Source organism: Frankia sp. Mgl5, assembly GCF_023242985.1.
Classification (GTDB): domain Bacteria; phylum Actinomycetota; class Actinomycetes; order Frankiales; family Frankiaceae; genus Parafrankia; species Parafrankia soli.
Window position 1 is genome coordinate 1 of record NZ_JALKFY010000634.1, and the last position, 22,666, is coordinate 22,666.

The 22,666-nt window shown below is 71.7% G+C and carries 17 protein-coding genes; 13 read left to right on the forward strand and 4 right to left on the reverse strand.

Annotated features, from left to right (window positions below):
* Positions 1-349: 349 nt before the first annotated feature.
* The 3 genes from MXD62_RS18505 to MXD62_RS18515 all read right to left on the reverse strand — a co-directional run bounded on the left by MXD62_RS18505 (position 350) and on the right by MXD62_RS18515 (position 5,049).
* The gene (locus MXD62_RS18505; RefSeq protein WP_248830778.1) at positions 350-2,017 is read right to left on the reverse strand and encodes a GGDEF domain-containing protein; all 1,668 of its coding nucleotides are present in this window, start codon (positions 2,015-2,017) and stop codon (positions 350-352) included.
* Between the two features lie 83 nt (positions 2,018-2,100).
* On the reverse strand, positions 2,101-4,134 hold the full coding sequence (gene shc, locus MXD62_RS18510) for a squalene--hopene cyclase (RefSeq protein ID WP_248830779.1): 2,034 nt from the start codon (positions 4,132-4,134) through the stop codon (positions 2,101-2,103).
* Positions 4,135-4,350: 216 nt separating this feature from the next.
* Complete coding sequence (locus tag MXD62_RS18515; RefSeq protein ID WP_248830780.1) at positions 4,351-5,049, reverse strand: TetR/AcrR family transcriptional regulator; 699 nt, start codon at positions 5,047-5,049, stop codon at positions 4,351-4,353.
* A 387-nt stretch (positions 5,050-5,436) separates the two neighbouring features.
* On the opposite strand from MXD62_RS18515, the gene MXD62_RS18520 reads away from it, so the two are divergent.
* A complete protein-coding gene (locus tag MXD62_RS18520; protein WP_248830781.1) occupies positions 5,437-6,318 on the forward strand; it encodes an LLM class F420-dependent oxidoreductase in 882 nt (293 codons plus the stop codon).
* Between the two features lie 42 nt (positions 6,319-6,360).
* Here MXD62_RS18520 and MXD62_RS18525 read toward each other — a convergent pair whose 3' ends face one another.
* Positions 6,361-8,082 carry a class I adenylate-forming enzyme family protein gene (locus MXD62_RS18525; protein WP_248830782.1) on the reverse strand — a complete coding sequence of 574 codons (1,722 nt, stop codon included), beginning with the start codon at positions 8,080-8,082 and terminating at the stop codon, positions 6,361-6,363.
* 253 nt (positions 8,083-8,335) lie between these two features.
* Between MXD62_RS18525 and MXD62_RS18530 the strand changes: the two genes are divergently transcribed.
* From MXD62_RS18530 to MXD62_RS18585, 12 genes are all read left to right on the forward strand, one after another.
* Entirely contained in the window at positions 8,336-10,000 is a 1,665-nt protein-coding gene (locus MXD62_RS18530; protein WP_248830783.1) for an FAD-dependent oxidoreductase, read from the forward strand.
* A 45-nt stretch (positions 10,001-10,045) separates the two neighbouring features.
* Positions 10,046-11,839, forward strand: a complete 1,794-nt coding sequence (locus MXD62_RS18535; RefSeq protein WP_248830784.1) for an NAD(P)/FAD-dependent oxidoreductase — start codon at positions 10,046-10,048, stop codon at positions 11,837-11,839.
* The gene (locus MXD62_RS18540) at positions 11,839-12,837 is read left to right on the forward strand and encodes an alpha/beta hydrolase (protein ID WP_248830785.1); all 999 of its coding nucleotides are present in this window, start codon (positions 11,839-11,841) and stop codon (positions 12,835-12,837) included. Before MXD62_RS18535 ends, MXD62_RS18540 begins: the two co-directional genes overlap by 1 nt.
* Positions 12,837-13,382: a nuclear transport factor 2 family protein gene (locus MXD62_RS18545; RefSeq protein WP_248830786.1), complete on the forward strand. Its 546-nt coding sequence runs from the start codon at positions 12,837-12,839 to the stop codon at positions 13,380-13,382. The genes MXD62_RS18540 and MXD62_RS18545 overlap by 1 nt, the downstream gene beginning before the upstream one ends.
* A gap of 50 nt (positions 13,383-13,432) precedes the next feature.
* The gene (locus MXD62_RS18550) at positions 13,433-14,185 is read left to right on the forward strand and encodes an IclR family transcriptional regulator (RefSeq protein WP_248830787.1); all 753 of its coding nucleotides are present in this window, start codon (positions 13,433-13,435) and stop codon (positions 14,183-14,185) included.
* Positions 14,186-15,015: 830 nt separating this feature from the next.
* Positions 15,016-15,879 carry an alpha/beta fold hydrolase gene (locus tag MXD62_RS18555; RefSeq protein ID WP_248830788.1) on the forward strand — a complete coding sequence of 288 codons (864 nt, stop codon included), beginning with the start codon at positions 15,016-15,018 and terminating at the stop codon, positions 15,877-15,879.
* 2 nt (positions 15,880-15,881) lie between these two features.
* Complete coding sequence (locus tag MXD62_RS18560) at positions 15,882-17,606, forward strand: bifunctional 3-(3-hydroxy-phenyl)propionate/3-hydroxycinnamic acid hydroxylase (RefSeq protein WP_248830789.1); 1,725 nt, start codon at positions 15,882-15,884, stop codon at positions 17,604-17,606.
* Positions 17,530-18,465, forward strand: a complete 936-nt coding sequence (locus MXD62_RS18565) for a 3-carboxyethylcatechol 2,3-dioxygenase (RefSeq protein WP_368862418.1) — start codon at positions 17,530-17,532, stop codon at positions 18,463-18,465. Before MXD62_RS18560 ends, MXD62_RS18565 begins: the two co-directional genes overlap by 77 nt.
* 52 nt (positions 18,466-18,517) lie before the next feature.
* Positions 18,518-19,330, forward strand: a complete 813-nt coding sequence (locus MXD62_RS18570; protein WP_248830791.1) for a 2-keto-4-pentenoate hydratase — start codon at positions 18,518-18,520, stop codon at positions 19,328-19,330.
* A 4-nt stretch (positions 19,331-19,334) separates the two neighbouring features.
* A complete protein-coding gene (locus MXD62_RS18575; protein ID WP_248830792.1) occupies positions 19,335-20,261 on the forward strand; it encodes an acetaldehyde dehydrogenase (acetylating) in 927 nt (308 codons plus the stop codon).
* Positions 20,258-21,268, forward strand: a complete 1,011-nt coding sequence (gene dmpG, locus MXD62_RS18580; protein ID WP_112105719.1) for a 4-hydroxy-2-oxovalerate aldolase — start codon at positions 20,258-20,260, stop codon at positions 21,266-21,268. Before MXD62_RS18575 ends, dmpG begins: the two co-directional genes overlap by 4 nt.
* Before the next feature lie 118 nt (positions 21,269-21,386).
* Positions 21,387-22,577, forward strand: coding sequence for an amidohydrolase family protein (locus MXD62_RS18585; RefSeq protein ID WP_248830793.1), 1,191 nt, complete (start codon positions 21,387-21,389; stop codon positions 22,575-22,577).
* Positions 22,578-22,666 lie beyond the last annotated feature (89 nt).

Below are 22,666 nucleotides of genomic sequence, written 5' to 3' on the forward strand. Positions count from 1 at the left end.
TCGGCCGCCTCGTCCTTGAGGTTGCCGTAGCGCCGCCGACCCGAGGCGAGCAGCCGGATCGCACTCGGGTCGGCGTCCCGTGTGGTCACTGAACCGCCGGACAGTCGCTCGATTCGGCGGTCTCGGCCGCCTCCCGCATGTACCTGACCACGTAGCCTCCGAAGTCCTCAAAGACGGCCGGATCGAGCAGACCTCCGACGGATCGATCCCCATCTTCTCCGAGCCGTGGCCGCCACCCGGCACGACTCCGGGCGTCGGAAGTCGACTCGGGCCGGCGGATGACGGAACTCGCGTTCGTGGTCCAGGGAAGCGGGTCGTTCCACACGTCGAAGGGGACGCCGCCGCCCGGTCAGCCGGGCGGCGGCGTGGCGATCGGAGGGCTCATGTCCGGCCGGTAGACCTTCAGTCTGCCGGTCCGTTCGCGTTTGGCCGCGTACATCGCAAGATCGGCCTGGTGGAGCAGGACGTCGGGGTCGGCCGGGCGGGCGGGCGAGTCGAGGGTGACCAGTCCGAGGCTGGCTCGCGGGGTGTAAGGCCGTCCCGCCAGCAGACACGGTGCCTGTATCGCTGCCGCGAGCCGTTCCCCGACACGGCGGGGATTGCGGAGTCCGTCGCCGTCGAGGATGACGGCGAACTCGTCGCCGCCGAGCCGGGCGACGGTGTCCACGGTCCGCGTTCCCGCCCGCAGCCGCTCCGCGCTGATCCGGAGGAGCTCGTCCCCGGCGGCATGCCCGAAGGTGTCGTTGACGTGTTTGAACTCGTCAAGATCCAGAAATAGCACGGACAGCGACGTGCCGTCGCCGGCGTCGCTGGCGTCGTCGGCGTCGTCGGCGTCGTCGGCGTCGCGCGTGAGTGCTCGCTGTAGTCGGCGGGTGAACAGGGCCCGGTTCGCCAGGCCGGTCAGCGGGTCGTGGAAGGCCTGGTGGTGCAGCTCCCGTTCCTGGTCCCGGATTCCGGCGAGTAGCCGGGCGTTCTCGACCAGCGTGACCATCTGGCGGACCAGCGCGACCAGCAGCAGCCCGGCGATGCCGTACGTCTCGAACCGGTCGACCTGCGTACCGATCGACAGCTTGCCGACCACCAGCAGGCCCGCCGCACCGAGCACCGCGTAGGGCAGCACCGCGTACGCCCACGTCGCCTGCGGGCCGGCCGGCGCCGGGCCGTCCGGCGGTGCGCGAGCCGGGAACGGGAGCAGCGCGGCAAGGAAGACCAGCAGGAAGGCGAGACCGAATGTGACCACGCTCAACGGCGGCATGTCGAGCTGGTGCTGCGCGACGCGGTAGACGAAGACGTTGCTGGTGAGACCGTAGGCGAGCAGGCCCGTGCCGAGCAGCGCCAACGTCGCCGGGGAGCGCGGCCGGCGGAAGCTCGCGATCAGGACCACCGCCGTGACCAGGATCAGTACGGAGACCGAGTGGACCAGGGAGAGCAGGAACTCCCTGAGGTTGGGCGCACCTGTCCGGACGACCGCGGCGAGCACCGTCCCCCATTCCAGCAGGACGATCGAACCGACGATCAGTACACAGTCCAGCATGGTGATCACGTACCAGCGGGACGAGCCGCGGCCCTGCCTCTCCGCCCGGCCGTCCACCGGGTCGGTGGGCAGCGACAGCAGCCCGGCCAGGGCCATACCGTGGAAAACGAGCAGGACGGCGTACCACCCCGAGGACACCCGGGGAGATTCACCACCCAGCACGGCTGCCGCCGTCGCGACGCTGGCGAGCGCCGAGCTGCCCGCCATGACGCCGATGAGCCGCCGCCAGCGCCGGTCACCGGGGCGGGTGCGCCGAGCGGTCCAGAAGCAGGCCGCCGCGGCGGCCACCTGGGCGGCGGCGTTGAGCGACATCGTGGCGACGACGCCCGGCCGCGGGCCCAACAGCACCGCGAGGGCGACCTCCAGCGCGAAAAGCACCACGGCGGCGACGGCCGCGCACCACAACAACTGCGGCGTTCGACCGTTTCCGGCCGAACGCCGCAAACCGTGTGTGGCGCCCGTGACGCCACGGAGTTCAAACATCGTCCACATCCCTCAGGGGAAGCGTATCGAGGTCGAACCGATTCGGATAGTTACGATGTTGGTGTCTGGCCGGGTCGGCTGCCCTACCCGCGGAGATAGCGGCCGAGGGCCATGATCGGCCACAGCAGCCGGTAGCCGTGGTAGTTGATGTAGAAGTCGCCGGGGAACCCGGTACCGGTGAACTGGTCCTCGTCCCAGGAGCCGTCCGGCCGCTGGTGATCGGCCAGCCACCGGGCACCCCGCGCGAGGGCCCCGCTCACCTCGGGCTGGTCGCCCACCGTCAGCAGGGCCAGCATCGCCCACGCCGTCTGGGACGCGGTGGACTCACCACGACCCGACCACCCGGGATCTGTGTAGGAGCGCAGGTCCTCCCCCCAGCCGCCGTCGGCGTTCTGGTGGGTGAGCAGCCAGTCCGCTCCCGCCCGCATGGCCGGATGGGACGGCTCCACCCCCGCGGCGCGCAGCGCGGGCATCACGCTGCCGGTGCCGTAGACGTAGTTGACGCCCCACCTGCCGAACCACGACCCGTCGGCCTCCTGGTGGTCCAGCAGCCAGTCCACCCCGCGCCGCGTGCGGTCGTCGCCGCCGAGGCCGGCCTCGGCGAGCAGCTCGACGACATGCGCGGTGACGTCCGCGGAGGGCGGATCGGTGAGGGCTCCGAAGTCGGCGAACGGGATCTGGTACGGGATGGTGCTGGTGTTGTCCGCGTCGTACGCGCCCCATCCGCCGTCGCTGGACTGCAGCCCGAACAGCCAGGCCACCGCCCGGCGCTCGGCGGCGTCCAGCTCGTCGCGCGCCGGGTGGCGCACCCGGCGCAGCGCGAGCAGAACCTCCGCGGTGTCGTCGGTGTCGGGGTAGGTGTCGTTCTCGAACTCGAACGCCCAGCCGCTCGCCGGGACGTCGGGATGGTTGACCGCCCAGTCTCCACGCCGGTGCCGGACCTCCTGGCCGAGCAGCCAGTCGGCGGCGCGGACCAGCGCCGGGTGGTCGGGCGCGATCGCGGCCGTGGCACCCGCGTCCGCGAGGGCGTTCACCGCCAGCGCGGTGTCCCAGACCGGCGACTGCGACGCCTCGACCATGCGGGAGCCGTCGGGGAGGGTGACGCTGTAGTCGTCGAGGGCCCGCAGCGCGGCCTTCAGCACCGGATGGTCGAGCTCGTACCCGAGCAGCCGCAGCGCGATTATCGAATAGACCGCGGGTGGCTGAATTCCGCCGAAACATCCGTCCGCCTCCTGGCGGGCGATTATCCACCGCTCCGCGGCCCGCAGCGCATGGTTGCGCACGGATCGAACGGGGCGCCGGTGATAGACGTGCAGCAGTCGGTCGATACCCAGGAAAAGTTCTTTCGCGGTGAACCGAGTGCTGATTCTCTCGAGCACGCCGGAGGCTCCGGCACCGGACCCGCCTCCGCCGGGCCCGACGGAGGACCCGGTGGAGGCGGGTCCGTCCGGGTACAGCTCGTCGAGGTCGAACGGCGCCGGCCGCACCGGGCGGAGGGCGGAGACGACCGTCAGCGACACCAGGGTCTGGCGCGCCCAGGACCCGAAGGAGTAGATGTTCAGCGGTGCGCGGCGGGGGAGGAGCATGATCTCCGGGGGCAGCACCGGCAGGTCCTCCCAGCGCCACCAACCGAACAGCGCCAGCCAGATCCGGGTGAACACCCTGGTCGCGGGAACTCCGCCGTGGTCGCGGACCCAGGTCGCGGCGCTGAGCATGTGCGGTGCGGAGGCGTCGTCGCCGGCGAGGCGCAGGGCGATGTACGACTCGACGGTGGTGGACAGCTCGCCCGGGCCGCCGAAGTACTGCGGCCAGGATCCGTCGTCGCTCTGCCGGGAGCGGATGAACCGGGCCGAGGCCGCCGTCACCTCGGCCGTGCGGATACCGAGGTACTCGCGCAGCAGGAGGTCCTCGGCGTCCATGCTCGTGTTCGTCTCGAGATCGAACTTCCACCAGCCCGTGCCGTCCTGCAGCGCGAGCAGGTGGTCGGTGGCGAGGCGTAGCGCGCGGGTGAGCTCGCTGCCGGCGGCCGCGGTGAGGTCGCGTGCGGTGGCGTCGCCGGCGCTGGTCTGCGTGGGAATGCTTTCCCGGGTGACACTGACGGTATCGGAAACGTTCATATCCGGTCCTCGCATATCGTTCATCACCAACGTGACAGGAGGTCGGTCGGATCCCTGGAACATGGCCGACCTGGGCGCCGAACGGGCGCGCCGGAGGGGCTCTCCGAACCGCGCCGCCCGAGTAGGGGCGCTCATTCACGCTGGCGCGCTCACATTGTTCAGGGTGCCGCGACAGACCTTGCTTTCCGGTTGTGCTGTTCCTGCGGTGCGGGTGGGTCAGCCGGTGGGGGGCTGGACGCCCAGTCGACCGAGGCAGAGGTCGACCGTCATGAGGAGATCGCCGAGGTCTGTGCTGCCCGAGCTGCACCACGCGCGGGTCGCCACCTGGATGGCCCCGAGAAACGTGACGGCGGTCAGCTGGGCGCCCAGACCGGGATCGGGCGGGCCGTTCCCGGCAGTGGTGCCTTCAGGGGTGGTGCCTTCAGAGGTGGCGTGTTCAGCGATGGCGTGTTCGGCCGGGCTGGGCTCGGTCTCCTCCGCGAGCTCCACGGCGAGTCGGTCGCCGATGGCGACGAGACGGCTCAGGACCGCTCCCGCCAGGGGTGAGGAGCCGTCGAGGAGAAGCAGGTGATCGGCGTAATGGCGGAGCGAGTCGCCGTCCGGCGACATCAGCGTCCACGCGTCGAAGGCCGCGTTGCGCAGCGCCGTCAGGGGTGGCTCGTCGGCGGGCCGGCGGCGTAGTGCGGCCACGGTGAGATCGCCCATCTCGTCCAGCGGTGCGAGGGCGATCGCCTCCTTGCTCGTGAAGTAGCGGAACACGGTGCGCACGGACACCTCGGCCTGGTCGGCGATCTCCTCCACGGTGGCCGCCTCGTAGCCCTTCAGGTGGAACAGCTCGTGCGCGGCGTCGATGATCGACTGGCGGGTGCGACGCTTCTTCCGCTCACGCAGGCCTTCCGTGCGCTGGTCAGCCACGCTCGGTTACCTCCTGCCGCGTAGCGCTTCCGTGACCCTGGTGTCTTCGGTAAGCATACGCGCAACACCGGCAAATGGCAGACTCTGACAGATTTTTGACCCGCATGGGTCGTATGCCCGTTTGCGGGAGAGTGCTGGGGTGGGCCCCGCCCCCCGATCCACGGGTGACGCCGCCGTGTACGACGGCTCGATGCTGGAGTGGGCGGCGGACCCGGACCTGCCGCTCGTCCTCGGAGCGGAGAGCTGACGCGCGGGCGGCGCCTGTTCCGGCGGGCCCCCTCCGCCGTCCGCGTGCGTTATTTGAACTGATGGTTGTAGAAAAAGAACTGCTGCTGATAGCCTGACCGACGTCCTCAGCGTGACGGGGAGAGAGACGGGCGGGGTGCGATGAGGCTCGGGGTCGTCTATCCGCAGATCGAGCTCGAGGGCGATCCGTCGTCGCTCGCCCGGTTCGCCCAGGCGGCCGAGGAGCTCGGCTACGACCATCTGGTCATGTACGACCACCTCATCGGCGCGTCACACGAGCGGCGTGACCCGCCGATCCGGGGTCGGTACGGGGAACGCAGCCCGTTCCACGATCCCCTCACGGCCTTCGCCTACCTCGCCGGCCTGACCGAGCGCATCGAGTTCGTCAGCGGCGTGCTCATCCTTCCGCTGCGCCAGACCGTCCTCGTCGCCCGGCAGACGGCCGACATCGACCTCATGTCCGGGGGGCGGCTGTGGCTTGGGGTGGGGGCCGGGTACAACCGGGTCGAGTTCCACGCGATGGGCGTGGACTTCGCCAGCCGGGGCCGGCGACTGACCGAGCAGATCTCCTACCTCCGCCGGCTGTGGAGCGAGGAGCTGATCAGCTTCGAGGGCGAGTTCGACCAGATCGACCGCGCCAACATCGTCCCGAGGCCGACCCGCCGGATTCCGATCTGGTGCGGCGGGTTCGCCGAGGCGGCGTTCCGCCGGGCCGTGGCCCTGGCCGACGGCTTCGTCTTCGGCTACGGCCTCGATCAGCCGGCGATGGACGGCTGGGCCCGCCTGCGGGAACTGCTGGCGATCGCGGGCCGGACGCTCGACGGCTTCGGCGCGCAGTTCGTCCTGCACGCGCCCGAACGGCCGTACACCGATCAGGAGGTGACGGACGGGCTGCTGCGGCTGCGGGAGGCGGGCGCCACGCACGCCTCGCTGTTCACGATGGGGCGCGGGCTCACCGGCGTCGACCGCCACATCGACTACATCGCGGAGATCATGAAGAAGGCCGAGGTCGCCCTGCGCTGAGCGGCCTGGCCCGCTCCCGCGGGAGCGGGCCGTCGCCGTTCGTCAGCCGGGTTCCGCCCGCGGCGCGGCCGGGGTCACCTGTCCCGTGGGGGCCTGCTCACGCAGCACCGCCCGCTGGATCTTGCCGGTCGCGGTCTTGGGCAGCTCCGGGAGGATCGAGATCCGCCGCGGGTACTTGTACGCGGCGAGCCGCTCCCGGGCGAAGGCGGTCAGCTCCTCGGGAGTGGTGGCCGCGCCGTCGCGCAGCGACACGTAGGCCGCCACGGTCTCGCCGCGGTAGGCGTCCGGCAGGCCGACCACGGCGGCCTCGAAGACGTCGGGGTGCTCGTACAGGACGTCCTCGACCTCGCGCGGCCAGACCTTGAAGCCCGACGTGTTGATCTGGTCCTTGACCCGGTCGACGAGATAGACCCAGCCGGCGGCGTCGAGGACGGCGACATCCCCGGTGCGCAGCCGCCCGCCCGCCAGCGCGTGCGCCGACGCCTCGGGGTTGCGCCAGTAGCCGGGGATGACCTGCGGCGCGGCGATGACCAGCTCACCCTCGACACCCGGCGGCCGGGGCGCGCCGTTCTCGTCGGTGATCCACACGTCGACGTTCTGCATCGGCACGCCGATCGACAGGGTGCCGCTCGGGCCGTGCACGGGTGCCGCCGCGCCGGGGGGCACGGCGATGCCCCCGCCGGTCGTCTCGGTCATGCCCCAGATGTTGTGCAGGTAGGGCCCGAACCTCGACCGGAAGGCCTCCACCGTCGACGGCGGGATGGGCGCGCCGCCGGAATAGAGCCGCTGCACCGTGGCGAAATGCTCGGGACCCGCGCCGTCCACCCGGAAAAAGGCGTTGAACGCCGTGATCGAACCGATGGTGGTCGTCACGCCGTGGTCACGGAAGGCCTCGAGCACGACTGAGGGCTCGAAGCGGCCGCTCATGCTCAGCGTCGTGTCGTTCAGCAGGGCGATGCCCGCGTTCAGGGAAAGCCCGGTGATGTGGAAGAGGGGGGCGATCGCGAACACCACGTCGCCGGGCTCGAGAAGGAGCCAGCGGCCGTAGTTCAGCACCGAGTTCAGGAAGTTCCGGTGTGTGTTCAGCGCGCCCTTGGGTGGGCCCGTGGTGCCGGAGGTGTAGGTGAGGAAGGCGGTGTCGTCCAGGGTGGTCTCGACCGGCTCGGGGTGCTGCCCCCGCCGTCGCGTCAGGATCGCCGCCAGATCGCCGTCGGGTGACGGCGCGGGATCGCCGCCGGTGCCGAACACCCGCGGGTCGTCCGCCGTCTGGAAGTCGCGCGCGGAGACGGATAACAGCCAGCGGACGGTGCTGCCCGCGAGCGTCTCGCGGGTCTGGGCGTCGGTCCCGCGGGCCAGGATGATCCCCGTGGTGCCGGAGTCGTCGATCAGGCGCCGCAGCTCGCGCCCGCGGTACATCGGGTTGAGCGGCACCGCGATGCCGCCGGCTTTCCAGATCGCCAGCAGGCTGATCGGGTAGTACGGCACGTTCTGCAGGTAGACGCCCACGCGGTCGCCCGGCCGGACGTCCCGGTCCTGCAGCTCGGCGGCGAGGGCGTCGGTGTGGGCGTCGAGTTCGGCCGCGCTGAGGGAGCCGTCGAAGTACCGCACCGCCGTCCGGCCGGGGTTACCGGCCACCCGGTCCCGCCACGCGTCGACGATCGAGGAGTGGGCGAGGCGCGGCGACGGGTCGATCCGCGGTGGGTACGCGGCGAGCCACGGCCGGGCGGTCGAGAGGACGTCCTCGCTCGCGGAATCGGTCGGCATTGATCAGCCCCTCGGGTCTGCGCAGGGTTCGGTCGGGCTTGACACCCCTCCGGGAGCTTATTAGCTTGAGCACCTATTGAACACTATGTCGCACATAATGCACGGCGGCAGGCGCTCTACGGCGACAGGTGATCCACCGTCGAGCGGCAGAGCGGCCCAGGCGGCCACCGCGGCCCGCGGGCGCCGTGCCGACGCGGTCCCGGTGCCGGCCAGCCGGGCGGTTCCGAACCTCTCCCAGTGACGGGGGCATGCGATGCACGAGCATGAGACGTACGACGTGGTGGTTCTGGGGTCAGGCGCGGCGGGGCTCACCGCGGCGCTCGCCGCGGCCGTGGAGGGTGCCCGCGTCGCCGTGTTCGAGAAGGCGGAACTGCTCGGCGGCACGACCGCGCTGTCCGGCGGGACGATCTGGGTCCCCGCCAACCAGCCGGCCCGGGCGGCCGGCATCAAGGATTCCCGCGCGGACGGCCTGGCGTACCTGGCGAGTCTGTCGAACGGGATGATTCTCCCGGAGCTGGCCGAGGCGCTCGTCGACGGCGGTCCGGAGCTGGTCGACTTCGTCGAGCAGCAGACGGATCTCCGTTTCCACCTGGTCGAGGGCTATCCCGACTATCACCCGGAACGTCCCGGCGGCCTGCCCCGCGGGGGACGGTCGATCGAGGTCGGCCTTTTCTCCTTCCTCGGGTTCGAGGAATGGGAGGACCGCATCGCGGGCGACACCCGCCGGCTGCTCATCCGCGAGATGCCCCTGGGCGGGGGCACCGGCGCGCTGGAGCCGGACGTGCTCGCCGAGCGGGAGAAGAACCGCGCGGAGGGCCTCGGCCGGGCGCTGGTCGGCGGTCTGCTCCAGGCCTGCCTGCGGCGTGGGGTGCACGTCGCCACCCGGACGCGCGGCCTGCGGTTGGTCACCGGGGACGGCGCCGTCACCGGGATCGAGATCGCGACCCCCGACGGCACCCGGTCGGTGCGCACGGGCGCGGTCGTGCTCGCCACCGGCGGTTTCGAGTACGACGCCGATCTCGTCCGCGACTTCCTGCGCGGGCCGCTGACCCGGGCCATCGGCGCGCCGTCCAACACCGGCGACGGGCTGCGGATGGCGATGCGGGTCGGCGCCCAGCTCGGCAACATGCGGGAGGCCTGGTGGGCCCCGGTCGTCAGCCTTCCCGGGCATCGCCGTGACGGAGCCCGCAACGGGCTGCTGACCGCCCGGGAGCGCGCACTGCCCGGTTCGATCATGGTCAACGGCCACGGCCGCCGGTTCGCCAACGAGGCGGCGAACTACAACGCCTTCGGCGGCGCCTACCACCAGCTCGACGCGTCGAAGTTCGAGTACCCGAACCTGCCGAGCTACCTGATCTTCGACCAGTCGACCGTCGACCGGTTCGGTGTCTTCGGCGGGGCGCCCGGCGGCGCGGTGCCGGACTGGCTGGAGCGCGCGGACACCCTGGACGCGCTGGCGGGCCGGCTCGGCCTGCCCGCGGCCGAGGTCGCGGCGACCGTGCGGCGGTTCAACGAGCATGCCCGTGCCGGCATCGACCCCGACTTCGGCCGCGGCGACAACGCCTACGACCGGTTCCCCGGCGGCCGGGTGCTCGACCCCGAGTCGACCCTGTCCACGCTGGGTCCGGTCGAGACCGCGCCGTTCTACGGCGTCGAGGTCGGGTCGTCGGCGCTCGGCACCAAGGGCGGGCCCCGGACCGACCGGGAGGGCCGGGTCCTGGACGTCGACGGCGACGTGATCCGCGGGCTCTACGCCGCGGGGAACGTGATGGCGAGCCCGTCCGGCATGGTGTACGGCGGTGCCGGGGCGACACTGGCCGTCGCCGGGGTGTGGGGTCTCTACGCCGGGCGCGCGGCGGCGCGTGACCCGGCGTCCGGCGCCCGGTCGCCGGTCCTGAGCGAACGATCCGGAAGCTGACCCGAAGCCAGTAGATCACCGGGAATTGGGGCGAAGAGCGAGACAATGACTGAGACCTTAGAGAATCCGGCTGGGACGATCACCGCGCGGGACGCCGAGGACATCTTCGCCGGATGGCTCGCCGACTTCGCGGCGGCCCTGCGGAGCGGATCCACGTCCGACCTCGCCGCGCTCTTCCTCCCGGAGGCGACCTGGCGTGACTTCATGGCCTTCCCCTGGGACTTCCACCACACGGTCGGGCGGGAGGAGACCGTCGCCCGGCTCACCGAGCTGGCGAAATCCTGGAACGCCGCCGACTTCCGGCCCAGCAGGGAGCAGCCGCCGGTCGTCACCGACGGCGCCATCAACGCGTTCTTCGACTTCACCACCACGGACCGGATCGACCGTGGCTATGTGCTGCTCGTACCGAGCGCGGGGCACTTCGTGGTGTCGATCCTGCAGACCCAGGTGATAGGGCTGCAGGCCCATCCGGAACGGGTGCGTCACCACCGCCGGGACGGCAAGGTCTACGGGATCGTGCCCGACCGCACCCGGTGGTCGAGCGACCGCGAGAAGGAGATCGCCTTCGAGGACAGCGAGCCCGCGGTGCTCGTGCTCGGCGCGGGGCACAACGGCCTGGCCATCGCGGCCCGGCTCGGCGCGCTCGACGTGCCGACGCTCGTCATCGACCGCGAGGCGCGCGTCGGGGACACCTGGCGCAAGCGCTATGCGTCGCTGGCCCTGCACAGCACTGTCTTCGGGGACCATCTGCCCTACCTGTCGCTGCCGCCGTCCTGGCCGGCGCACACCCCGAAGGACAAGTTCGCCGACTGGCTGGAGTCGTACGCGAACCTGCTCGACCTCAACGTGTGGACGTCCACCACGTTCCTCGACGGGCACTACGACGCCGACGCCCAGCGGTGGACGATCCGGGTCCGGCGCGGGGACGGCTCGGTCCGGGAACTGCACCCGCGGCACTTCGTCGTGGCGGGCGGCCTGTTCGGATCCCCGAAGATCCCCGCGATCAAGGGGATCGAGACCTTCCCCGGCATGACCGCGCACTCGGACGAGTTCCAGTACGGCGCCGACTTCGCGGGGAAGAAGGCGCTGGTGATCGGGGCCGGCGTGAGCGGCCACGAGATCGCGCACGACCTGTACGAGCACGGCGCGGACGTCACGCTGCTGCAGCGCAGCGCGACCTACGTGGTGAGCTACGAGTCCTACCACCGGTACTGGTCGACGCTGTTCACCGAGGACATGCCCTACACCCCGGACTTCGCGGACCAGATGACCTACTCGCTGCCCAACGAGCGGGTGGACGAACTCAACAAGAAGCTGGTGAAGCTCGCCGCGGCGGCCGACCAGGATCTGCTCGACGGTCTCACCGCGCGGGGCTTCAAGCTCGAGTGGGGCCCGGACGGCACCGGCATCATCGGCGCCCACATGTCCGGCAAGGACGCCTACCAGATCAACATCGGCGCCTCCGAACTGATCGCGGACGGCCTGGTGCACCTCAAGCAGGGCGTCGAGGTGGCCGAGATCAGGGAGCGGACGGTGGTCTTCACCGACGGCTCGACCCTCGACGTCGACCTGATCGTCTTCGCCACCGGCTACCACCAGTTCTGGGGCCACATCAAGCCCACGCTGGGCTCGGTGGCGGACCGGATCGACAAGGCGTACGGCCGGGCCGCGGACGGCGAGTACGCGAACACGTGGCGTCGCTCCGCCCAGCCCGGGCTGTGGTTCGGCACCGGGTTCATCCGGATGGCCCGCTTCTACACCCGGTTCACGGCGCTGCTGATCAAGGCGATCGAGGTCGGTGTCGAGCCGATGGACCCGGACCGGGCCGACGGCGCCTGATGGCCGCCATCGACGTGCACAAACGGGTCGAACCCGGGACCGTGGCGCTGCTCGACCGGCTGGCGCGCTGGGACCTGACGAGCATCGCGACGATCCGCCGCTCGTACGCGGCGGTCGGCCCGCCGCCCGCGCCCGAGGATCCGCGGGTCCGGCGTCATGACCAGGTCATCCCGGGTACGGAAGGCCGTCCCGACGTCCGGGTGCGCTGGTACCGCCCGGCCGACGCGCCGGACGGGGCGGCGCTGCCGTTCCTGCTCTGGCTGCACGGCGGCGCCTACATCATGGGGAACCTGGACGAGAACGACGACCGCCTCGACCGGATGGTCGTCGAGCTCGGCTGCACGGTCGCCTCGGTCGACTGGCGGCTCGCCCCGGAGCACCCCTACCCGGCGGGCCTGGAGGACGCGGAGACCGTCTGGCGCCGGGTCAGCGCGAACCCGGCCGACTTCGGGGTCGACCCGGCCCGACTGGTCCTGGGCGGGGCGAGCGCGGGTGCCGGCCTGGCCGCCGGACTGTGCCTGCGGCTGCGGGACCTCGGCGTCCCCCAGCCGGCGCTGCAGCTGCTGATCTATCCGATGCTCGACGACCGTGAGCTGACCCCCTCGATCCGCGCGATCGAGGACCCGGGCCACTGGGGCCTGTGGCATCTGCGGGCCAACCGGTTGTGCTGGGCGGCCTATCTCGGGTCGCTCGACGGCGGCGAGGTCCCGCCCACCGCGGCGCCGGCGCGGGCGGAAGACCTCACCGGGCTCGCGCCGGCCTTCCTCGGGATCGGCGACGTCGACGGGTTCGTGGACGAGAACGTCGCCTACGCGGCACGCCTGTCGGCCGCGGGCGTGCCGACCGAGCTGCACGTGTACCCCGGGGTCATCCACGGCGGGTTCGGCGCGCCGCCGCGCACCCCGCGCACCGCGCAGTTCCTGCGGGACGTCTACGCGGCGCTGGCCGCCGCGTTCGCGCCGGCGGACGGCTCCCAGGAAGCCGGCGAGGGGCCCTGATGGCCGGGGAGAACCTGGCGGACGTGGTGAACCTGGCGGACGCGGCTGGCCTGGCGGAGGTGGAGAGCAGGCTCCGGCGGCTGGAGGCACGGCTGCGGGCGGCCGAGGACCAGCTGGAGATCCTCCGCCTGCTCAACAGCTACGGCCCGCTGGTCGACAGCGGGTCGGCGGAAGAGGCGGCCGACCTGTGGATCAGCGGCGGCGGCTACGAGTTCGGCGTCCCAGCCGGGAGCGCCGTCCGGGTCGAGGCGCCGCAGGGCCTGGCGGATCTCTACCGGACCGAGCCGCACACCGGGCTGGTCGCCGCCGGCGTCGCGCACCTCACCGCCCCGCCTCGCGTCACCGTCAGCGGTGACACGGCGGAGGCCGTCGGCTATTCCTTCGTGGTCCTCAGGGAGGATGACCGGTGGTTTCTGTGGCGGGCCGCGGTCAACCACTGGACGCTGCTGCGCACACCTGCCGGCTGGCGGATCCGGGACCGCCGCAACCGCGTCCTTGACGGCTCACCCGAGTCGCAGGCGATCATGCGCCTGGTGCGGGGGTGAGAGCCCGCGCCGCGCAGCCGGGCGCTGACGGGGCCGGATACCATCAGCCCATGGCCCGAGCCGACCAGACGGAGATCGTCAAAGCGCAGCCTGGGAGCCAGACGCTCGCGCGCGGTCTGCGGGCCCTCATCGCCGTCACGGAATCCGGGACGGGCCTGACCACCCAGGAAGTCGCGGAACGGCTTTCCATCCATCGGTCGATCGCCTACCGGCTGCTTCAGACATTCGTGGATTTCCGGTTTCTCACCCGTGCCGACAACGGCGTCTACCGGCCGGGCGCGAGGCTCGTGTCGCTGTCGGACGCGTACCTGCCGGGCCTGCGCGAGATCGCCCTGCCCTCGATGCGGCGGCTGGCCGAGCGACTCGGCTCCACGATCGCGCTCTTCATCGCCGAGGGTGAGGAAGCGGTGGCGATCTCGCTGGTCGAACCCACCAACACAACTCATCACCTGTCGTTCCGCGCCGGCATGCGGACCCCGCTGGACCGGGGGTCAGCGGGCTACGCGCTCGCCTCGGCGCTTCCGCCGCAGCCCGGCGAGCCGGCCGGGGTGAAGCTCGCGCGCGAGCTCGGCTTCGCGGTCAGCAGCGGTGAGATAGAGGCCGGGGCGCACGGCGTCGCGGCGCTCATCCCGACCCGGCCCTCCAGCCCGCTCATGTGCCTCCACCTGGTCACCTTCCGCTCCGAGGTGGCGGCCGGCGCGGGCCCGGTGATGGTGCAGGCCGCCGGCGAGATCGGCCAGCTCTTCGACGGCGGCGACCGGTTGTCGGGCGCCCGGGTGCCCGGGCTCGGCCAGGCCGGCTAGCCGATGTCCGGCCGATCTTGCCGTGACGATGTCGTCGTCCGGCTTTCGTCGTCGTCCGGATACCGATTGTGACCTGACGGAGTGCTCGCGGACGGACGTCGTGCGTGACGCTCGAACACGGCACGAGGCCGGGCGGGCGGGCGCGGCACGAGGCCGGGCGACGGCCGGCGGGTGCGGGGCGGGCACGGAACCACGGCGCCAAGGCTGTGGGAACAAGATCTATGCAGCCTGAATCCCGCCGCCCAGCGATGTGTGGCGGCTCAGAGAGTCCGGGCTCTCACTCAATCGCCACGGTTGCTCGACACCGCGCATAAGGCCCAGCCGACGTGAATGCCGATCGGTCCCGGCCTGCGCCCCGGACCCCAGCACGCCTGCACGCCTGCACGTACGCCACCCGCTCGACACCACGGCCACCACTGGCCATGGGCCATGGGCCACGGGCCCAAGTCCAGGCCAGACCCAGGCGTCAGCGCCCGGCGGTCGTGTTCTCCCGCGCACCGCGTTCTCCGCCTGCCCGCGGTTCCCGTGATTCCTATGTTTGGCGCGCCCACCGCCTCGTGGCGGTGGGCGCGGCTGTGTCGCCGCGCCGTGCCCGCCCGCCGCGGGCCGGACGGGCGTGCACGCGGGCCGCCGCTTCGGTCTTGACACCTCAGAACACCGATCCTACTGTGCATATGTCGAACACTCGCGTTCTATAGTTCGCACACGAGTCAGGGTGTAGCGCGAGTCGGGGCGCAAAGCGAGTCAGTGCGCAGCGTGAGGTCAGTGCGCATCCGTGAGCCAGGTCGGCGTGAGTGGGATGCGGCGTGAGAGAGGGATGGGCCAGGCGCGTGTCGGAGTACGAAAGCATCTGGAGTGATCTTCAGGGCGTCCCGTTCTCGCAGGGGTACCTGGACGTCGCGGGCGTGCGGACGAGATACCTGCACGCCGGCGACAAGAGCCGACCGGTGCTTGTCCTGTTACACGGTTCGGGCGGGCACGCCGAGGCCTACGTCCGCAATCTGGAGGCCCACGCCCAGCATTTCTCGACGTGGGCGATCGACATGCTCGGGCACGGGTACACGGGCCGGCCCGGTCATCCCCTGGAGATCGCCCACTACGTGGAGCACCTGACCGCGGTGCTCGACACCATCGGCGCGGACCGTGCCCACATCAGCGGCGAGTCCCTCGGGGGCTGGGTCGCGGCCCGCGCGGCCGTCGACCATCCGGACCGGGTCGACCGGCTGGTGCTCAACACCGCCGGCGGGTCGCAGGCGGATCCGGCCGTCATGGCCCGTATCCGCACCCTGTCGATGGCGGCGGTGGAGGACCCGGCCTGGCAGACCGTCCAGGCCCGGATCAAGTGGCTGATGGCGGACAAGACCAAGGACTACGACGACCTCGTAGCGAGCCGGCAGCGCGTCTACCGGCAGCCCGGCTTCACCGCGGCGATGAGCGACATCATGGCGCTGCAGGATCCGACGATCAGGGCCCGTAACCTGCTCGGCCCGGCCGAGTACGGCGCCATCACCGCACCCACGCTGGTGCTGTGGACGAGCGACGACCCGACCGCGGACGTCGCGGAGGGCAGCCGGATCGCCTCGATGATCCCGGGCGCCCGCTTCGAGGTGATGCCCGGCTGCGGCCACTGGCCCCAGTACGAGGACGCCAAGACCTTCAACCGTCTGCACGTCGACTTCCTGCTGGGGCGCTGACCATGGCCACGGACCTGCCCGGAGCCGGCACCGCACCCGGAGCCGTCGCCGCCGCGCCGGCCGTCGTGCTGATCGGGGCCGGCCCGGTGGGGCTGACGCTCGCGAACCTGCTCGGCGGCTACGGCGTGCGCACCCTGGTGGTCGAGGAGCGGGAGACGCTGATCGACTACCCGCGCGGGGTCGGCCTGGACGACGAGTCGCTGCGCACCTTCCAGAGCACGGGCCTGGTCGACCGGATCCTGCCGCACACGAACCCCAACCAGGTGATGCGGTTCGTCGACGCGAAGCAGCGCGTGCTCGCCGAGATCGCGCCGACCAGCCAGCCGTTCGGCTGGCCGAAGCGCAACGGCTTCGTCCAGCCACTGGCGGACGCCGAGCTGCTGGCGGGCCTGCGGCGGTACGAGCACGTCGAGGTCCGCTGGGGCCACCGGATGGAGTCGCTGGAGCAGACCGCCGACGGGGTGACGGTGGGGCTGTCCGGGCCCGCCGGCCCCTCGACCGTCACGGCCGGCCACGTCGTCGGCTGCGACGGCGGGCGCAGCGCCACCCGGCAGCTCATGGGGGTGTCGTTCGAGGGCACGACGTCGCCGACGCGCTGGCTCGTGGTCGACATCCGCCCCGACCCGCTCGGCCGGCCCAACGTGGACGTCGGCGCGGACCCGGCGCGCCCCTACGTGTCGGTGTCCATCGCGCACGGCATCCGCCGGTTCGAGTTCATGCTGCACGCGGACGAGGCCGACGAGGCGGCGGAGGACCCGGAGTTCATCGCCACGATGCTCGCCCGGTTCGTCCCGCGCCCGGACCGCGTCAACATCATCCGGCGCCGGGTGTACACGCACCACTCGCGGATCGCCGGTTCCTTCCGCGCCGGGCGGGTCCTGATCGCCGGCGACGCCGCCCACCTGATGCCGGTCTGGCAGGGCCAGGGCTACAACAGCGGCATCCGGGACGCGGCCAACCTCGGCTGGAAGCTCGCCGCGGTGGCGAACGGCCTGGCCGGCGAGGCCCTGCTCGACACCTACGACGTCGAGCGCCGCCGGCACGCCCAGGCGATGATCGACCTGTCGACGACCGTCGGGCGCATCATCTCCCCGACCAACCGGCGGGTCGCCACCGTGCGGGACTGGATCGCCCGGACGGCCTCCGCCGTGCCCGCGCTCAAGCAGTACGTCGTGGAGATGCGGTTCAAACCGATGCCGCGGTACGTCGAGGGCGCGGTCGTGCACACGGAGCCGATCCGGGCGAACTCGCCGGTCGGGACCCTGTTCATCCAGCCGCGGGTCGACACCCGCGAGCGGGAGAACGTCCGGCTCGACGACGTGCTCGGGCCCTGGTTCGCCGTGCTGTGCTGGAACAACGACCCGTACGAGCTGCTCGGCCCCGAGACGTTCGCGAGGTGGAAGGCGCTCGGCGCGACCTTCGTCGCGCTGCGGCCGGTCACCCAGCTGCACTGGGCGGACCAGGACCACCCGGACGTCGTGGTGGTCGGGGACCGGACCGGCGCGCTCAAGTCCTGGTTCGACGCGCACGAGGAGTCCGTGCTCTTCCTGCGGCCCGACCGGTGTGTGTCCGGCGCCTGCGTCGCTCAGCTGACATCCGAACTGGCCGCGTCGCTCACCGGCGCGCTGTCCCTCACCCCGGGAGCCGAGGATGGCGCTCGCCCTCTGCTGCATGTCACACAGCCCGCTGCTCGGCCTGCCCGGCCCGCCGCCGTCTCTCCTGGCTGACGTCGGCACGGCGCTCGCCGCCGCCCGGGACGTGGTGCGCGAGTACGACCCGGACCTGGTCGTCCTGTTCGCCCCGGACCACTACAACGGCTTCTTCTACCGGCTCATGCCGCCGTTCTGCGTCGGCACCGCGGCGCGCGGTGTCGGCGACTACGGGACGCAGAGCGGCGAGCTCGACGTCCCCGCTGAGCTCGCCTACGGCCTCGCGGAGGCGGCCTGGGCGGCCGACGTCGACGTGGCCGTCTCGACCGGTATGGACGTCGACCACGGCACGGTGCAGCCGCTGGCGGCGCTCTTCGGTGACATCGCGGCCCGTCCGGTGGTCCCGGTCTTCGTCAACTCGGTGGCGGTCCCGCTGGCGCCGCTGCGGCGGGCCCGACTGCTGGGGGCCGCGATCGGCCGCTACCTGGCCGGCCTCGACCGGCGGGTGCTCGTGCTGGGGTCGGGCGGACTCTCGCACGACCCTCCCGTCCCGAACCTGGCCAGCCCGCCGGAGGTGCTCGAACGCATCGTGCACGGGCGGCCGCCGACCGCCGGTGAGCGGCAGGCCCGGCAGAGCGCGGTGATCGAGGCGGCGGCGAGCTTCGCCCGCGGTACGGCCGACCTGCGACCGCTCAATCCCGAGTGGGACCGGCGGGTGCTCGACGTCCTCGACCAGGGCCGGCTGGCCGAGCTGGACGGGTGGACCAACGACGGGATCACCCGGGAGGGCGGCAACTCCGCGCACGAGATACGCACGTGGGTCGCCGCGTTCGCGGCGCTGGCCGCAACGGGGCCGTACCAGGTGCGGACCAGCTACTACCGGCCCGCGCCCGAGTTGATCGCCGGCTTCGCCGTGCGGACGGCCGTCCCGCGATGAGGCCGGCGTCCACCCGCGGGCGGTGCTCGCCCCGACGATTCCGAGGTGCCGTGTGACTGGCAGCGTTGTGACCGGCGGCGTGAGCCGCGAGGCGATCGAGGCCGCCGTCGCGCGGCTCGACCGGGCGGCGGTCGAGCACGTTCCGTGCGCGCCGGTCGCCGACCTGATCGGCCCGAGCGACATCGACGCCGCCTACGCGGTGCAGTCGGCGCTCACCGCGCTGCGGGTGTCCCGTGGCGCGCGGGTCGTCGGTCGCAAGATCGGTCTCACCTCGCCGGCCGTCCAACGCCAGGTCGGCGTGGACCGGCCCGACTTCGGCGTGCTCTTCGACGACATGAACTACGCCTCGGGCGCCACGGTGCCGTTCGGTCGGCTGCTGCAGCCCCGGGCCGAGGCCGAGATCGCCTTCATCCTCGCCGCGGACATCGTCGACCCCGCGCCCGCCGCCGTCCGGGCGGCGGTCGGCAGCGCGGTCGCGGCGATCGAGGTCGTCGACAGCCGGGTCGCGGACTGGCGGATCCGCATCACCGACACGGTGGCGGACAACGCCTCCAGCGGCGTCTTCGTGCTGGGCGACCGGCATCTCACCCTGGACGAGTTCACTCCGGCCGACGTGTCGATGCGGATGCTGCGCAACGGCGTGACGGCCAGCACCGGGACGGGGCGGGCGTGCCTCGGCGACCCGCTCAGCGCGCTGGCGTGGCTCGCGCGCACGGCACTGGACTTCGGGGATCCGCTCCGGGGCGGCGACATCGTCCTTTCCGGGGCGCTCGGTCCGCTTGCCCCCATCGAGCCCGGCGACGTGATCCAAGCCGAGGTCGGCCCCCTGGGCCCGGTAACGGCGACGTTCGAGAAGGAAGGCTGAAACCGTGCAGCAGGTGGCGATCATCGGGTCGGGGAACATCGGCACCGACCTCCTGATCAAGATCAAACGAAGGTCCGAGTCGCTGAGTGTGGCGGCCATGGTGGGGATCGACCCGGAGTCCGACGGCCTCGCCCGAGCCAGGCGGCTGGGCGTCGCCACGACGTCCGACGGGGTGGCCGGTCTCCTGGCGATGCCCGAGTTCGAACAGGCCGGCATCGTGCTCGACGCGACGAGCGCCAACGCGCACCGGGCGAACGCCGCGGCGCTGGCCCCGTACGGCCGGCGGCTGATCGACCTCACCCCGGCGGCGCTCGGGCCGTTCGTGGTGCCCGCGGTCAACCTCGACGAGCACCTGAGCGCCCCCAACGTCAACATGACGACCTGCGGCGGGCAGGCCACCGTCCCGATCGTCGCGGCGATCTCACGCGTCACCCCGGTGGCCTATGCGGAGATCGTCGCCACGGTGGCGTCGAAATCCGCCGGGCCCGGCACCCGCGCCAACATCGACGAGTTCACCGAGACGACGGCGCACGCGCTGGAGTCGGTCGGCGGCGCGCGGCGCGGCAAGGCGATCATCATCCTGAACCCGGCCGAGCCGCCGCTCATCATGCGGGACACCGTGCTGTGCCTGGTCGGCGACGTCGACCGGGACGCGGTCACCGAGTCGATCCACCGGATGATCGCGGACGTCGCCGCCTACGTGCCCGGCTACCGCCTGAAGCAGGACGTGCAGTTCACTCCCGTGGACCCGGCCGAGATGCGCATCCTCCTGCCAGACGACACGGTCGACGTCCGCTGGAAGGTGAGCGTGTTCCTCGAGGTGGAGGGCGCCGCTCATTACCTGCCGGCCTATGCCGGAAATCTGGACATCATGACGTCGGCGGCCGTGCGGGTCGCCGAGCGCATCGCGGGATCCGAGGTGACGGCATGAGCGGGCCGAACATCTATCTGCAGGACGTCACCCTGCGGGACGGGATGCACGCCATCCGGCACCGGGTCGACCCGGAGCGGGTCGGCGCCATCGTGGCCGCTCTCGACAAGGCGGGCGTCCGAGCGATCGAGGTCACCCACGGTGACGGGCTGGCCGGTTCCAGCCTGACGTACGGCCCCGGCAGCCACACGAACTGGGAGTGGATCGAGGCGGCGGTCACCAACGCCTCGCAGGCGACCATCACCACGCTGCTGCTGCCGGGCGTGGGCACGATCGCCGAGCTGCGCCGCGCGCACGCGATGGGGGTGGGCTCGGTCCGCGTCGCGACGCACTGCACCGAGGCGGACGTCGCCGCCCAGCACATCGCCGCGGCGCGCGAGCTCGGGATGGACGTCTCCGGCTTCCTGATGATGAGCCACATGGCCGAGCCGGCGGAGCTTGCCGCCCAGGCCAAGCTGATGGAGTCGTACGGGGCGCACTGTGTCTACGTCACCGACTCGGGCGGCCGGCTGACCACCGACCGCGTGCGCGAGCGGGTCCGTGCCTACCGCGACGTCCTCAGCCCGGACACCCAGATCGGCATCCACGCGCACGAGAACCTCTCGCTGTCGGTCGCCAACTCGTTCGCCGCGGTCGAGGAGGGCGCCTATCGCGTCGACGCGTCGCTCGCCGGGCAGGGAGCCGGCGCCGGCAACTGCCCGATCGAGCCGTTCGTCGCGGTCGCGCTGCTGCTGGGCTGGGATCTCGACTGCGACCTGCTCGCGCTGGAGGACGCGGCCGAGGACCTGGTCCGGCCGTTGCAGGACCGCCCCGTCCGGGTCGACCGCGAGACGCTCACGCTCGGCTTCGCGGGCGTGTACTCCAGTTTCCTCCGGCACGCCGAAATAGCCGCCGAGACCTACGGCGTGGACGCCCGCAGCATCCTGATCGAGGCGGGCCGGCGAAAGCTGGTCGGCGGCCAGGAGGACATGCTCGTCGACATCGCACTGGCGATACAGCCCAAGTAAGCCCGCGACAACGGGCGGATGCCCGCAGGGCGGGTTCGTCGCCGCGCCGCCTCCGCTCTTCCTTATCCCCTGTGTCGTGCCCCCACATGCTGCTTTTCGTGTGCCCGAGGAGGCCATGATGCCCACCAACGACATCCCGGTGTTCGACGCCGACAACCACCTGTACGAGACCAAGGACGCGCTGACGAAGTTCCTGCCGTCCCGTTACAAGGGCGCCGTCGACTACGTCGACGTCCACGGCCGGACGAAGATCGTGGTGCGGGGGCAGATCAGCGACTACATCCCGAACCCGACCTTCGACGTGGTCGCCCGCCCGGGCGCGCAGGAGGACTACTACCGGCACGGCAACCCCGAGGGCAAGTCCTACCGGGAGATCTTCGGGGCGCCGGTGCGCTGCATCGACGCCTGGCGGGAGCCGGCCGCCCGGCTGAAGCTCATGGACGAGCAGGGCCTGGACCGCACCCTGATGTTCCCGACGCTGGCCAGCCTCATCGAGGAGCGGATGCGGGACGACCCGGACCTGGTCCATGCCGTCATCCACTCGCTCAACGAGTGGCTGTACGAGACCTGGCAGTTCAACTACGAGGGGCTCGACCGCATCTTCACCACCCCGGTGATCTCCCTGCCGATCGTGGAGAAGGCGATCGAGGAACTGGAGTGGGTGCTGGAGCGGGGTGCCCGGGTGATCCTCATCCGCCCGGCGCCGGTGCCCGGCCTGCGCGGTGCGCGCTCGTTCGGGCTGCCGGAGTTCGACCCGTTCTGGGAGCGGGTGCAGGAGGCCGACATCCTGGTCGCGCTGCACTCGTCGGACAGCGGTTACGACCGCTACTACAGCGACTGGACGGGTACCAGCTCCGAGATGCTGCCGTTCAAGCCCAGCGCGTTCCGGATGCTGCAGGCCTGGCGCCCGGTGGAGGACGCGGTGGCGGCGCTGGTCTGCCACGGCGCGCTGTCCCGGTTCCCCCGGCTGAAGATCGCCGTCGTCGAGAACGGCAGCAGCTGGGTCGCGCCGCTGCTCCTGTCCATCAGGGACCTCTACAAGAAGCTGCCGCAGGACTTCGCGGAGGACCCGATCGAGGTCATCAAGAGGAACATCAACATCAGCCCGTTCTGGGAGGAGGACCTGGGCGCGCTCGCCGGGCTCATCGGGGAGGACAGGGTCCTGTTCGGCTCCGACTACCCGCACCCGGAGGGGCTGGCGAGCCCGCTGACCTACCTCGACGAGCTCAAGCACCTGCCCGAGGCGACCACCCGCAAGATCATGGGCGGTAACCTCGCCCGGCTGATGAACATCTCGGTCCCGGCCTAGCCGGACCGGTTCCCCGGGGGCGGGTCACGGACCCGTCCCCGGGACACGACGCAGGGCGGGGGGGGGCGCCCGGGGGGGGGGGGCGGGCC